Source organism: Enterococcus sp. AZ101, assembly GCF_050499005.1.
Lineage (GTDB): Bacteria > Bacillota > Bacilli > Lactobacillales > Enterococcaceae > Enterococcus_L > Enterococcus_L ureilyticus.
Window position 1 is genome coordinate 44,607 of record NZ_JBMHEZ010000001.1, and the last position, 13,562, is coordinate 58,168.

Here is a 13,562-nt window from a genome sequence, read left to right on the forward strand (position 1 = left end):
CCCTAATACAGTCTCAACTTTTGAGTTATCTCATTCTTAATTCGTTCGGTTCAAAATAAACTTAGTTATCGTTAGCAACGTATTTTTAGCGTCAGACTCTGTATCTGGTAGCTTTTCAATACTGCTTAACGCTTTTTCAGTATATTTTGTTGCTAATTCTTGTGCCTTAGCAACACCATCTCGGCTGTGAACTAATGAGTAAATTTGCTTTGTTTCGTCTTCAGTCAGCTGCTCCTTTTTCTCAAGTAGTGGCAATAAAGCTTTTGAATCTTTTTGTAAAGCATATAAAAGTGGCAATGAATAGATTCCTTGGCGGACATCTTCCAGTACTGGCTTGCCAATTTGTTCAGGGCTTTGGGTATAATCCAAAACATCATCGATAATTTGAAAGGCAATCCCGATATTTTCCCCGATGGTCCCGCAATTTTTAGCAAAACGTTCTGAGGTCCCACTTTCATATGCACCGACAAAACAGCTTAGTGAAAAAAGTTCAGCTGTTTTACCAGAAATATTCTCTAGATATTGCTTGATCGTCATATCAATATTGTAACGATTATCCATTTGGCCCAATTCACCGCTCAATATTTTTTCCATACTTCTAGAATTCAGTTGAATACTCTTTAAAGAAGATGAATAGTCAGCAAGTAGTTTAAAACAGCTGACAAATAAATAATCACCAGCATAAACGGCTGTACTATTACCGAATTGAGAACGTATAGTTGGCAAGCTGCGTCTGATATCTGAATCATCTACAATATCATCGTGAATCAGCGTTGCAGTGTGCAGTAACTCGATAGCTGCAGCTAAAGCAATAGCTTTTTTGCTCTCTCTATTCTCGCCAAATTGTGAAAATAAAAGTTGGTATGCTGGTCGTAATAGTTTGCCGCCAGAGTGGATCATGGACATAACAGCATTTTCGACCTCTTTATTTTTTAAATTAACGCTATTTTCCATCAGCTTCAGTGTAGTATTTAATTCTTTAGCTAGTTCAGGATATGTTTTCCACATAGGATGAATGTTCATAAGATGACTCCTTCGATTGTACTCAGTCAAGCCAAAATGTTATTGGAAATATTGGCTCCATTTATGTTTCGTTGTCGATTCGTAATTTAATTGAAATTGCCGTAAGGTTTGAACATGGCGTAATAGGTAATTTGCTGCTATTCCTATCGCGATTCCGGATAGTAAGCCGATAAATGAAAGAAACGGTAGATAAAGCATCGGAGCCCACGATTGAGCAAAGAAACAAGTGGTCAATAGTTGTCCAACATTATGTAAAAAACCGCCGGCTGCACTGATTCCGATAATACTGACACGTTTTGGGCCTAACTGCATGATGATGAGCATACCTAAATAACTAAGTAATGCACCACTAGCACTGTAAAAGAAGGTAGAAATTGTACCACCAAGTAAGGTTGTTAAAATCAGGCGCATACAAACTAAAAAGAAACTATCTCTTTTGCGCATCGTGAAAATAGCAATGATCGTAATCAAGTTTGCTAGCCCTAATTTTGCACCTGGAGCGAAAGCAAAAGGATAGGGAATCATATTTTCTATCAATCCAATTATCACGCCTTGAGCGACTAACATGGAAATATAGATATTTTTTTGTAATTTGCTCATAGTATACTGGCGATGTTTAATAAATCAAACTGCCATCCTCACTCCCGTCAGAAGCCTCAACTGTAATGAATAAGTTGTGGGGTAAACACGCGATCGGTGTTTCGCCAGCTTTAGATATCCACCCTCGCTGTACGCAAATTTGATCTCCGCAATTTGTTTCAACCATACGAATTCTGTCACCGCTCACTTCTATTACATTATAATCACCATCAGCTGCTTCATATTTATATGTATAGGTGGGACCATCTTCTTTCAATTCAAAGACTTTGATGACTTCTCCATCCACTTTTAAGACTGCTTGTTTTGTTGCATCATCTGTTCCAGTATTTTGTATACCAAAAACAACAAGAGGCAAGAAAGAGCTAATTGTTAAAAGTAAAATAATGGCAATATCCCAAGGACGTAAATAACTTTTCTGAATAAATTCTTTTAAATCCAACTCTTTCCTCTCCCTTATAGTTTTTATTGTTCTGTATTCTATCATAATGAGAAAAGAAAGTTCTAGGAGTAAACCTAGAACTCTCTTAGACTTTTACTATAAAAAAGTAATTATTTACTGCTATATCTGGATTTAGGTGTTCCATACCACCATTTACCTAGTGTACGTTGTACCCAAGGGATAACCCAGCGGTCTAAACCAAGTGCGCGTCCAGAGCCATTCATTAAAGCGAAGGCTACAAAGATAAACCAGATGTTTACCCAATAGAACATACCTGATAGACAGAAGGCAATTGTTAAACCGATTGTAGCTGCACTACTTATCCAAGTGAACAATCCAGCAATCAAGGCTAAAGCAATCAAGACTTCAACGATCGTCATGAATTTTTGCATGAATAACGCAACTTCTTGGTTAGGCATCATGAATTTCATCACACTTTCAAACCATTTAGGCATATGTTCGAAGACTTGCATTGGTTCTTCACCATAGGCATAGCTTAAACCAAATTGAGCAGCTTTTGCTGTAGTCTCAGTTGTTTCAGCTCCTGCAGCAGATGCACCTGTTGTTACTTGTTCTTGTAACCATGGGAATGGGAAGGCTACTTTATCGGTAAACCATGAACCATCACCAAACCAAGTACTCGGTTTTAAGTAATCACCAGTTCCGACAATTTTCTTCATAGATTCGACTAACCAAACCATACCATAGAACACACGCAAAGGAACGCTCCATAAAACATTACCATAACGAGATGAATGTCCACGTGTTACATTGCGGTCGTCTTTAATATGGAAGAACTCGTGCATGATATATTGGAACATGTAATAGCCAGAACGGATATCAAAGAAATATTTCAAGTTAACGATGTGTTTCATAATGATTGCTAAGAAACCGCTAAGGTGAATTTTATCAAATAAGTTTGCCACACCCCATTTAGAGCCGACAGAAACCATGAATCCTTGATAATTCCCTTTGAATTTGTGTTTTTCACTACCTTTGATGTCAGCCACAATATTCGCAGCGGCAGTATGACCTGTCTGTTCGGCAGCTTGAACAATTTGTGGTGTTGGTGTTTCAGGGAACTCTTCGTAATAAACCAAGTCACCAACAACATAAATATTTTTGTCTTCATAACCTTTGGCTTGCATGAATTCATTTGCGATCAAACGATTGCCACGAGCTGATTCTAAACCGAAGTCAGCAGCATCAGAAGTTGCTTTAACACCAGCAGTCCAGATCAATGTATGTGTTGGAACTGTAGAACCATCTTTTAATTTGATGTGATCTGCAGCGACTTCAACGATTGGCGCGTTAAGAAGTAATTTAACATTTTTCTTTTCTAAATAACGTTCAGCTTTCGCTGCATCATTGCGAGATAACATGTTTAAGATTGTCGGCATTGCTTCAACGACCATTAATGTAAATTCATTTGGATCAAGTTTGAAGTCCTTTGCAAGACGATCTTTCCAGTCGATCAGTTCGCCGACCATTTCAATCCCAGTAAATCCTGAACCGCAGACAACAAATGTCAGCATTGCTTTACGAACTTCTGGATCTGGTTCGATTGCTGCTTTTTCAACTGTTTCCAAAATATGTTCACGAATTTTCAGAGAGTTTTCAAAAGACCATAAAGTAAATCCATGTTCTTTCACTCCAGGAGTTCCAAAATCATTTGGTTCGCCCCCCATACCGATGATCAATTGGTCAAATTCATAAGAACCTAACTTCGTTTGAACCACTTTTTTGTCTTTATCGATACCAGTTACAGTGTCTGTGACAAGGGTAACATTCTTTTTACGTGAAAATAGGCGTTGTAAATCATATTGAATTGCAGAAGGTTCAACACGCCCTCCGGCTACTTCGTGTAACTCAGTCATCATGGTGTGGTAAGAATGACGATCAATTAAGGTAATCTCAACGTCAGAATCTTTTTTTAATTTTTTGGCTAAAAATTTAGTTGCTGAAACTCCAGCATACCCAGCTCCCACAACGACAATTTTTTGCTTTGTCATTGATAATCCGCTCCTTAAGATAAATAAAATAAAAAATGATAATAATTACACAATCGAATTCATTATATAGCGATTTTTGGGTTTTGTCTAATAACAATTCTTAAATATAGGAAATAAATTTTTTTTATTAAAAAGACGTGAAAAACGAGTAAAATTTTGTTTTTCTTTTATAACTTTAATTGACATAATTGTAATTTTCTATAGAATGTAAATTATATCACAAACAAAAATTGTGAATGTTTAAGAAAAGGAAAAGGTGAACAAAAATGAAAATGAACAAAATTGTAAAGGGCTTCACAGCTATCGCACTTTCATCTCTTTTATTAGCAGCATGTGGATCAGACGACAAAAAAGATACAGCAAAATCTTCTGAAACAGATACTGCAACTTCAAAAACAGTTGAATCTTCTACAGCAGGAGAAAAAGAAGCTGGCGCAGATTTACAAGATGGTACGTATAAATTAGAAGAAAAAAATGAATCTAACGGTTACCGTGCTACATTTGAAATGACTGTTAAAGATGGTAAAATCACTGAATCTAAATACGATAATATCAACGCTGATGGTAAATCAAAAGCGGATGATAAAGACTACGAAAAAAATATGAAAGATAAATCAGGCGTAGGCCCTGCTGAATATATCAAAGAATTAAACGATTCTTTCGTGAAAGCTCAAAGCGCTGACGGTGTAGAAGTTGTAACTGGTGCGACTCATTCTAGTGAATCATTCCAAAACTATGCACAACAATTGATCCAAGCAGCTCAAGCTGGCGACACTAAAACAATCGAAATCGATAATGGTGCTGACCTTAAAGATGGTACGTATGCATTGAAAGAAAAAAATAACTCAAACGGCTACCACACAGAATTTTCAATCGTTGTTAAAGATGGTAAAGTAACAGAGTCTAACTACGATAACGTGAATGATGAAGGCAAATCTAAAAAAGATGATGCTGACTATAACAAAAACATGAAAGACAAATCAGACGTAGGCCCTGCTGAATACATCAAAACGTTGAATGAAGAATTAGTTAAAGCAATGAACGAAGAAGACGGATCAGCTGCAAATGTTGAAGTCGTAACAGGTGCAACTCACAGCTCCCACTCATTCGTAATCTACGCAGAACAATTAGTAAACGCTGCTGAAAAAGGCGACACTAACGAAATTGTTGTAGATAATATCGTAATGAAAAAATAATTTGTCATAGTACAAATTAGAAGATAATTATGGGCAGAATCCAGCACTAGATTGGATTCTGCTTTTTGCTGTGAATCACTGCGACTGGCTATGCCAGAGCAGATGATGAACAGTACTTGGCGACCAAAGGGAGCGAAGTAACCTTACTAGGAATCACCAAATGCTATGATCCAAAACATCAAGAGGTAATCAGTGACGCAATGAATCACCATGACTGGCTATGCCAGAGCAGATGATGAACAGTACTTGGCGACCAAAGGGAGCGAAGTAACCTTACTAGGAATCACCAAATGCTATGATCCAAAACATCAAGAGGTAATCAGTGACGCAATGAATCACCATGACTGGCTATGCCCGAGCAGATGATGATTGGTACAAGGCGACTGCAAGGAGCGTTGCCTCCATTTACCCAACGAAAAGATAGAAAATCCTTCCCATTATCACCAAAAAGCGCTACTATAAATAAGACAATTTTTCTATGTAGAAAGAGGGATATGATGAAAAACAAAAAATCACTGATCATTTTAATGGCAGTATTATTTTTAGCCATCTTAGCAGGCTGCAATTCAAAAAGAAAAACTGAAGACGCGAAAATCAATAAAGAACCCTATTCAGATCAGCAGTCATTGCTTGGAACCTATGTGCAAGTTAGAATCTATGATGATGGCAAAGAAGAGGTATTAGAAAAAGCTTTTGCCCGTGTCAAAGAATTAGGGGATAAAATCACTGTTAACGAAAAAGGATCAGAAATAGATGAAATCAATGAACAAGCTGGAATCAAACCAGTTAAAGTTTCTGATGATATTTATCCATTGTTGAAACGAGCATATGAATATAGTGAAGATTCTTCAGGTGGTTTTGATATGGCTATTGGTCCAATCACGCAATTATGGCGTATCGGCTTTGACGATGCCCGCAAACCTTCGCAGGAAGAGATTGACCAAGCATTAAAATTAGTTGATTATCATAAAGTAAAATTAAACGATGAAGACAAAACAGTTTATCTTGAAGAAAAAGGTATGCAACTGGATTTAGGTGCAATCGCTAAAGGATTTATTACAGATGAAGTGGTGAAAGTTTTAAAAGATAATGGCGTAACAACAGCCATCGTTGATTTAGGCGGCAATGTTTATGTACTTGGACATAGCCCACGCGGTAAGGATATGGATTGGAATGTTGGAATTCAAGATCCTAATAAAGCGCGCAATACAGTGATCGGAACCGTTCAAGAAAGTAATAAAACGCTAGTCACTTCTGGAATTTATGAACGCTTTTTGGAAGTAGATGGTAAGAAGTATCATCATTTATTTGATCCTAAAACAGGTTATCCTTTTGATAATGATATTGCCGGTGTAACAGTCATTACAAATAAATCAATTGATGGTGATGGATTATCAACAGCAGTATTTTCAATGGGTGTTAAAAAAGGGTTGGAATATGCTGAAGGATTGAAAGATGTAGATGTGATTTTCGTTACAAAAGAGGACCAAGTATATGTGAGTAAAGATATTGAATCTGTGTTTGAATTAGGCAAAGATTCAGGTTATACAATGGGAGATCGTAAAGATCTGAAATAAGGAGAATGGATAGATATGTCGTTAAAGGTATTTTTACAAGTAGTGGAGATCCAGACAAAATTGGCGAGTCTCTTTCCTTTTGCTGTTGGTATATTATTTTCTATTGCTTATTTTAATCAATTTCAGTTAGGATATACGATACTATTTTTTATTGGGATGGTCGTCTTTGATATGGCAACGACAGCTATCAATAATTATATGGATTTTAAAAAGGCTAAGTCTGAAGTGTATAAATATGAAGAGAATATTATTGGCAGTTCTGGAATTGCTCCGAAGCTTGTTCGAAACATGATCTTTGGCATGCTTGCTTTTTCTGCAGTGATCGGTATTTTTCTAACGATTCAAACCGGTTGGTTATTTTTAGTAATGGGTGGTATCTGCTGTTTTATTGGTATTTTTTATACATTTGGACCAATACCACTTTCCCGCATGCCTTTAGGAGAAGTATTTAGTGGTTTTACTATGGGCCTAGGGATCTTTGCGATGACGATTTATTTGAATGTTCAGGAGTCGCGACCATTTTATTTAGTGCTTGATTGGCGTCAGGGTACATTTGCTTTGAATGGGAGTATCTGGGCAGTTTTAACTATTATTTGGGCTTCGTTACCGATGGTTTTTACGATTGCCAACATTATGCTAGCAAATAATTTGAGGGATTTAGATACAGATATTGAGAATCATCGTTATACGTTGGTTTATTATATCGGACGGAAACAGGGTGTGATTTTATTCCAGTTATTGATGCTGGCATGTTATGCAGTGATTTTGATTGGCTTACCATTTGGCGTGTATCATTGGCCAATTTTGGCTGTATTTCTATCATTGCCGGTGGTGTGGAAAAATCTTCAATTGTTCAAAGAAGAACTACCTCATCCCAAAAGTTTTGGTTATTCGATAAAAAATCTAATGGTTTTCAATGGTAGTTATTTATTAGGTTTGTTGTTGACGATTATTTTGAAAAAAATATAAATAAAAGAAGGAAGCAGTATGAAATCAACAACGACGCTGCTTTCTTCTTTTTTACGTTTTATTTTTAACACCCCTTGTTTACAAACTACTGATTATTTTTTTTGCTTTTGATAAATAGGAAGAGTATAGCAAATAAAATAATGGCAATGCCACCAATTGAAAGATAAACCGTTCTCTTTTCTCCTGTGTTTGGGAATGAGGCTTTCTTCTTTTCTTCTTTTTTAGCAGTAGCAGAAGAGGATTCAGTGTTTTTAGCTAGTATAGAGCTATCAGTTGTTCCTGATGCACTGGCAAAAGCTTGGTCAGTCAATGTGTAAACGGGCGAGTAGTTACCTGCTTGTGGAGAAAACGCCATAAAATTGAAATGATCTTGGTAAGGAAGGGTGAAGTACCCATCATTATCTGTTAAAGCAAAATTGTTTGATTTAGCAAAAGGATAAAACTCTTTTACACTTTTAGGTGTTACTTCATTGTTAGCAGTGTTTTCACCATAAATGGTCACGTTGCTGATGGAACTTCCATCTGTAGACAAGACCCTACCTTTTACTTGCTTGTTATCTGAGTCATAGAAAATAAATTGGATATCATAAGTTGATGTAGGTTTTATCACAGTGTACTCCATGTTTAGAGTAACTTCTTGCTTTTCCTCTTGGCTTTCCTCTAAAGGATAGAGCATAAAGCTAACCTTGACTAAATAGGTTCCTATTTTCTCTGTTGAAGCTTCTTCCAAAAGCGTAAGATCTCTGAATGTGTCACCATGATAGGCGCCGTCTTGGACAAGCATTTCTGGAGTAATTGTTTCTCCTTGAAATACAACTAAAGTCGTTTGAATAAGATCACTATAAGCGTTCAAAACTGGACTGCTGGAAGTTTCTGTGGAGCTCGAGTCTGAGGTAGAAATTTTTAGGCGCTCTTTTTTAGAATTTTGTGTGACTGTGGCAGACGATGAGCTTTCAACTTCCCCAGAAGTTGAAAGCTCATCGTCTGCAAAACTGGTAAGAGGTAGAGCAAAAGATAGTGCAACCAACCAAAAAACTGCTTTTTTCATAAGTATTCTCCTTTTGTAACATTCGTATTGTTCGCAATATAAATGTAACATAAATGAAATGTAAGGAAAATGGTTGTAAGAAAGCATTTTAGCTTCTTAAGGAATTCTTAATATATTCGCCAGATGTTTTTACTAAGATGATGGGTTTATACTGCTTAAACTGATTTCTCCAGAAGAAAGCACCTTTTCTGTTTTATCATGAAGTTGGACGACCAATTCCCCCTGATCGCTGATTGCTGTGGCGACCCCTTCATAATTAGTTCCCGCTTGCGTAAATGATACAGTTTTGCCAAGAACAAATGATTTTTGACGGTACTCTTCTAAGAAATCTTGTTCAGGTAATTGATTTAATATGGTATAAAATTGATTCCAAATCTCTGCAATCAATTCGTTTCTTGTAACAGTCGGTTCAGTTTCAGGAAATAGGGAGCTTGCTTTTTCTCTTAATTCTGTTGGAAATTCATTTTGCTTCAAAGAAAAATTAATCCCCATGCCAATAATAACGTTTGAGATTTGTCCAGATTCAACATCGCTCATGGCTTCTGATAAAATACCACAAACTTTTTTTCCGTTGATATAGATATCGTTGACCCATTTAATCTCTGTGTGGGTGTTGATCAAATTATCCATTGCACGAGCAATTGCGACAGCCATGATCACAGTATACTGTGCCATTTCCTCGAAATTTTGATTTGGTCTTAATAGCATGCTCATGTAGATACCGCTGCCAGCTTTTGAAAAGAACGGACGGCCAAATCGTCCTTTAGGTGCTTCTTGGATATCCGCTACGATCAATGTGTTATTTGGTTCGCCATTAATTGCTGCTAACTTAGCATCTTTCATTGTAGACTCTGAGGAGTTTAGAACCGTAATTGATAGTTCTGGAATTGCAGGATCTAAAGCTAAGCGGATCCCCTCTGCGGATAAAACATCTGATTTATCATAGCGGTATCCTTTGTTACGACTGCTGGAAATAACGTGCCCTTCTTTTTTTAATTCATTGATTGATTTCCAAATTGCTGTTCGTGATAAAGAAAGTTGTTGGGCCATTTCTTCACCTGAAATAAACGCTGGGGCTTGTTTCATTAATAAAGTTAATACCTGGCTTTTTGTAGACATAGAATTCGCTCCTTTATAGTAATTTTATTGTAGCTGATGGATAGAGTAAGGGTCAACTACAATAGGGCTGAAAGAGGACGAGAAAATCCTTCTTAAGATGTATGATTTCTCTTGAAGAACTTGCTATACTTATGTGGCAGGAACGAAAAACGAGAGTTAAAATGATAGAGATGGAGTGGGGAACTATGGAAAAGCAACAATATGTTTGTGATAAGTGTGGTAATGCGCATTATGTGTCTGATCAGTTTCAAGCAACAGGCGGTAACTTTTCAAAAATTTTTGATGTACAAAATAAAAAATTTATCACAGTCAGCTGTTCGAGATGTGGTTTTACAGAATTATATCGCGGACAAACATCTGATGGTTGGAATATTTTAGACTTTTTAATGGGTGGTTGATAACCATTAAAACACATGAAAAAAAGAGGTTGAGGGGTATCATACTCAACCTCTTTTTGTTTAAATCAACAATAACTGATCGTCTTTTAATTCACTGCCACTATTTTTGTGGAACATATCCATCAATTCGTTAACAGTTAATTCTTTTTTCTGTTCAGCAGGAACATCGACAACGACTTGACCTTGATGGAGCATGATTAATCGATTGCCGTAGCGAATAGCATCTTCCATGTCGTGTGTAACCATGAAGGCGGTCAACTCTTGTTCTCTAATCAGTTTTTCCGTTAGCTCCATTACAGTGATCGATGTTTTAGGATCCAGTGCTGCGGTATGTTCATCTAGTAAAATCAGTTCTGGACGAATTAAGGTAGCCATTAATAAAGTAATTGCTTGACGTTGACCTCCAGATAACAATCCAATTTCAGTAGTTAGTCGATTTTCTAAGCCTAAATTCAAGCTAGCTAACTGTTCCTTAAAGAAATCACGGTCATTTTTACGAACCCCATTTCCTAAGCCACGTTTTTTTCCGCGTTTCATCGCAAGGGCCATATTTTCTTCAACGGTTAGGCGGACAGCTGTACCCATTTTAGGGTCTTGAAACACGCGACTGATTTGTTTGGAACGAGCGACCACTCGTTGCTTGGTGATATCTTTGTTATTTAAAGTTAAGTGACCTTCTTCAATAGGCAAAGTTCCGGCGATACTATTAAGTAAGGTTGATTTTCCAGCGCCATTGCCACCGATGATCGTAATAAATTCCCCTTGGTTGATTGTCAAATCAATGCCTTTTAGTACATGATTTTCGTTGACTGTACCGCGTTCGAAATATTGATGTAAGTTTTTGATCGTTAAGACAGGCTGCATCAATTTGTACCTCCTTTACGTTTTCCTAGTTTAGAGAAGCCTAATTTTTTTTGAATTAGTGGTGAAGACAGACAGATAACTAAAATGATTGCTGAAAATAGTTTTAAATCAGCTGGATCGACCCGGAGTTCCAAGACACAGGCAAGAATAAAGCGGTATAAAATAGCACCGATGACAATTGTAATAAGGCGTAAACCAAGTGATTTGTTTTTGAAAAGAACTTCTGCAATGATGATCGAAGCAAGGCCGATAACGATTGTTCCAATACCAGAATTTAGATCAGCAAAGTTGTTATTTTGAACAAGTAAAGCGCCAGCTAAAGCAATACAACCATTAGAAAGCATATAGCCGATAATTTTCATATTGTCAGTTTTGATCCCGTTAGCTTCACTCATATCAAGGTTATCACCAGTTGCCCGTGTAGCCAATCCAATTTCTGTTTTAAAGAATAAGACCAGTAGGATAATGACTAAAAGAACGATGATCAAACCAACAAGAATCGCGCTGTTAATTTTAGTCAGTCCTAATGATTGCGCATGAGAGAAAATCGAATCGGTGCCGATCAAAGAGATATTTGGTGCGCCCATGATGCGAGAATTGATACTATAAAGTCCTGTCATTGTGATGATGCCAGCTAATAATGCAGGTATTTTTAGTTTAGTGTGCAAAAGACCTGAGACAAGTCCTGCTAGCATACCAGCGATAAAAGCAAGAATCAATGCTATAACTGGTGCAATCATATAATGAAGGTCGAATAATGACTGGAATGGTGCTGGCCAGGTTGCTGGGTCTTTGGCTAGAATGACCGCAGCTACAGCGCCCCCTAGAGGGAAACTACCTTCTGTGGTCAAATCTGCAATATCCAAAATTCGGTACGTTAGAAAGACTCCAATGGCTAATAAGGACCAAAGAAGACCTTGTGAGGTTGAAGAGAGTAATATGTCTATCAATTAAATCAGCTTCTTTCAATAAATTTTATGTATAAGGTTGTGACAGGAGTGTTTACTCCCGAGAACCACGTAGGTACTGAGCAACATCAACTCATACTTCGTTGTGTTTTACAGCAATAAGAAGGAATTCACGGAAATGACAAGAAACACGGAATTTTCAATTTCGATGTTGAATGATTCCTAATTGGTGATCTTCAAATTTTTGTGAATTCCAGCTTATTTCCGAAGCCCTCAAATCTTAGTGCTTTAGCACTTAGAATTTGATGTGATCGAAGCGTAGTGATTGCTTCTGCTCCCGCCGTTTATACGGATTCCTTGAGTCTGAGATATAACTCGTAGAGTTATGTCCCAGACTTGTTAAACGCTAAGGTGCTTTGATGGTATCCGGATCGATATCTAGTGCTTGTGCCATTTCTTTGTTTACGAAGAGTTCCAAATCTTTCGCTTTTTCAACAGGCATATCAGCGGGTTTTGCTTCACCTTTTAGAATTTTTGCTGCCATTGCGCCAGTTTGTTTTCCTAGTGATTTATAATCGATACCAACGGTTGCTAAACCACCTTCTTCTACTTGTTCGATTGAACCTGCGATAACAGGTGTTTTGTGTTCTTTGGCTACTTCACCGATAACAGCGGCCGCAGAAGCAAAAGTATTATCTGTTGGGATATAAATTGCATCTACATCTTTCGCCAGACTTGTAGTAACTTGTTGCACATCATTTGTTGAATTAGCAGTTAGGACTTTGGTTTTGACTCCGGCATCTTTCAACGCTTTTTCAGCCATATCCGCTTGGATTTTAGAATTGGCTTCACCTGCGTTATACATGATTCCGACTGTTTTTGCATTGGGTACGATTGACAACAATAAGGCAATCTGTTTATCGATTGGTACGATGTCGGTTGTCCCAGTAACGTTACCGCCCGGTTTTTCATCTGATTTCACTAGTTTAGCACTCGCTAAGTCAGTAACGGCTGTGACTAAAATTGGAATATCGGTAGTTTCATTCAATAGTGACTGAGCAGCAGGTGTCGCGATACCTAATAGCAAGTCTGGTTTTTCTTTGACTAATTTTTCACTCATGCTTTTTAGTTGAGCTTGGTCGTTTTGAGCATTGCTGTATTCGATTGTTAGGTTTTCACCATCTTTGAAGCCATTTTCTGCTAAGCCTTCTTTAAATCCTTCAAAAGCAGCATCTAACGAACCGTGTTGAACAGGTTGTAAAACACCAATTTTCTTGTTGTCGCTGTTTGATCCATCCTCTGTTTTTTTGTTATTGCCGCATGCGCCAAGTGTTAATAGTGCTACAGCTGATACGATACTTAGTCCTACTAATTTCTTTTTCATCTTGATTCCTCCAATTTATAGTTGA

13 protein-coding genes are annotated in these 13,562 nt (G+C 37.3%); 4 read left to right on the top strand and 9 right to left on the bottom strand.

The window, feature by feature from the left end; all coding sequences use genetic code 11:
- Positions 1 to 36: 36 nt before the first annotated feature.
- The 4 genes from IGJ50_RS00215 to IGJ50_RS00230 form a co-directional block, all read right to left on the bottom strand.
- On the bottom strand, positions 37 to 1,023 hold the full coding sequence (locus tag IGJ50_RS00215) for a polyprenyl synthetase family protein (RefSeq protein ID WP_429948262.1): 987 nt from the start codon (positions 1,021 to 1,023) through the stop codon (positions 37 to 39).
- A gap of 39 nt (positions 1,024 to 1,062) precedes the next feature.
- Positions 1,063 to 1,623, bottom strand: a complete 561-nt coding sequence (locus IGJ50_RS00220; protein WP_034683622.1) for a Gx transporter family protein — start codon at positions 1,621 to 1,623, stop codon at positions 1,063 to 1,065.
- Between the two features lie 16 nt (positions 1,624 to 1,639).
- Positions 1,640 to 2,062 carry a NusG domain II-containing protein gene (locus IGJ50_RS00225; protein ID WP_069639746.1) on the bottom strand — a complete coding sequence of 141 codons (423 nt, stop codon included), beginning with the start codon at positions 2,060 to 2,062 and terminating at the stop codon, positions 1,640 to 1,642.
- 110 nt (positions 2,063 to 2,172) lie between these two features.
- Positions 2,173 to 4,074, bottom strand: coding sequence for an FAD-dependent oxidoreductase (locus tag IGJ50_RS00230; protein WP_429948264.1), 1,902 nt, complete (start codon positions 4,072 to 4,074; stop codon positions 2,173 to 2,175).
- Between the two features lie 266 nt (positions 4,075 to 4,340).
- Here IGJ50_RS00230 and pplA point away from each other — a divergent pair, with 266 nt between their 5' ends.
- The 3 genes from pplA to menA all read left to right on the top strand — a co-directional run bounded on the left by pplA (position 4,341) and on the right by menA (position 7,816).
- Positions 4,341 to 5,270 (top strand): extracellular electron transfer flavoprotein PplA, encoded by a 930-nt coding sequence (gene pplA / locus IGJ50_RS00235; RefSeq protein ID WP_069639748.1) that lies wholly within the window; start codon positions 4,341 to 4,343, stop codon positions 5,268 to 5,270.
- Positions 5,271 to 5,767: 497 nt separating this feature from the next.
- Positions 5,768 to 6,847: an FAD:protein FMN transferase gene (locus IGJ50_RS00240; protein WP_429948266.1), complete on the top strand. Its 1,080-nt coding sequence runs from the start codon at positions 5,768 to 5,770 to the stop codon at positions 6,845 to 6,847.
- A gap of 15 nt (positions 6,848 to 6,862) precedes the next feature.
- Positions 6,863 to 7,816, top strand: a complete 954-nt coding sequence (menA, locus tag IGJ50_RS00245; protein ID WP_069640436.1) for a 1,4-dihydroxy-2-naphthoate polyprenyltransferase — start codon at positions 6,863 to 6,865, stop codon at positions 7,814 to 7,816.
- 85 nt (positions 7,817 to 7,901) lie between these two features.
- Here menA and IGJ50_RS00250 read toward each other — a convergent pair whose 3' ends face one another.
- Positions 7,902 to 8,864 carry an LPXTG cell wall anchor domain-containing protein gene (locus IGJ50_RS00250; RefSeq protein ID WP_429948268.1) on the bottom strand — a complete coding sequence of 321 codons (963 nt, stop codon included), beginning with the start codon at positions 8,862 to 8,864 and terminating at the stop codon, positions 7,902 to 7,904.
- Between the two features lie 132 nt (positions 8,865 to 8,996).
- Entirely contained in the window at positions 8,997 to 9,983 is a 987-nt protein-coding gene (locus tag IGJ50_RS00255) for a biotin--[acetyl-CoA-carboxylase] ligase (RefSeq protein ID WP_069640434.1), read from the bottom strand.
- Between the two features lie 185 nt (positions 9,984 to 10,168).
- Between IGJ50_RS00255 and IGJ50_RS00260 the strand changes: the two genes are divergently transcribed.
- Positions 10,169 to 10,381: a zinc ribbon domain-containing protein gene (locus IGJ50_RS00260; protein ID WP_069640433.1), complete on the top strand. Its 213-nt coding sequence runs from the start codon at positions 10,169 to 10,171 to the stop codon at positions 10,379 to 10,381.
- 60 nt (positions 10,382 to 10,441) lie between these two features.
- Here the strand turns inward: IGJ50_RS00260 and IGJ50_RS00265 are convergent, their stop codons facing one another.
- The 3 genes from IGJ50_RS00265 to IGJ50_RS00275 form a co-directional block, all read right to left on the bottom strand.
- Entirely contained in the window at positions 10,442 to 11,245 is an 804-nt protein-coding gene (locus IGJ50_RS00265) for an ABC transporter ATP-binding protein (RefSeq protein ID WP_207120485.1), read from the bottom strand.
- A complete protein-coding gene (locus IGJ50_RS00270; RefSeq protein WP_207120484.1) occupies positions 11,245 to 12,195 on the bottom strand; it encodes an ABC transporter permease in 951 nt (316 codons plus the stop codon). Before IGJ50_RS00270 ends, IGJ50_RS00265 begins: the two co-directional genes overlap by 1 nt.
- 364 nt (positions 12,196 to 12,559) lie before the next feature.
- Entirely contained in the window at positions 12,560 to 13,537 is a 978-nt protein-coding gene (locus IGJ50_RS00275) for an ABC transporter substrate-binding protein (protein WP_069640431.1), read from the bottom strand.
- Positions 13,538 to 13,562: the final 25 nt, after the last annotated feature.

What these genes read in the sequence shown, in the direction of transcription:
- IGJ50_RS00230 (WP_429948264.1), bottom strand. Translation starts at nt 4,074, where the DNA reads ATGACAAAGCAAAAAATTGTCGTTGTGGGAGCTGGGTATGCTGGAGTT.
- IGJ50_RS00240 (WP_429948266.1), top strand. Translation starts at nt 5,768, where the DNA reads ATGAAAAACAAAAAATCACTGATCATTTTAATGGCAGTATTATTTTTA.
- IGJ50_RS00250 (WP_429948268.1), bottom strand. Translation starts at nt 8,864, where the DNA reads ATGAAAAAAGCAGTTTTTTGGTTGGTTGCACTATCTTTTGCTCTACCT.
- IGJ50_RS00265 (WP_207120485.1), bottom strand. Translation starts at nt 11,245, where the DNA reads ATGCAGCCTGTCTTAACGATCAAAAACTTACATCAATATTTCGAACGC.
- IGJ50_RS00255 (WP_069640434.1), bottom strand. Translation starts at nt 9,983, where the DNA reads ATGTCTACAAAAAGCCAGGTATTAACTTTATTAATGAAACAAGCCCCA.
- IGJ50_RS00275 (WP_069640431.1), bottom strand. Translation starts at nt 13,537, where the DNA reads ATGAAAAAGAAATTAGTAGGACTAAGTATCGTATCAGCTGTAGCACTA.
- IGJ50_RS00220 (WP_034683622.1), bottom strand. Translation starts at nt 1,623, where the DNA reads ATGAGCAAATTACAAAAAAATATCTATATTTCCATGTTAGTCGCTCAA.
- IGJ50_RS00260 (WP_069640433.1), top strand. Translation starts at nt 10,169, where the DNA reads ATGGAAAAGCAACAATATGTTTGTGATAAGTGTGGTAATGCGCATTAT.
- pplA (WP_069639748.1), top strand. Translation starts at nt 4,341, where the DNA reads ATGAAAATGAACAAAATTGTAAAGGGCTTCACAGCTATCGCACTTTCA.
- menA (WP_069640436.1), top strand. Translation starts at nt 6,863, where the DNA reads ATGTCGTTAAAGGTATTTTTACAAGTAGTGGAGATCCAGACAAAATTG.
- IGJ50_RS00215 (WP_429948262.1), bottom strand. Translation starts at nt 1,023, where the DNA reads ATGAACATTCATCCTATGTGGAAAACATATCCTGAACTAGCTAAAGAA.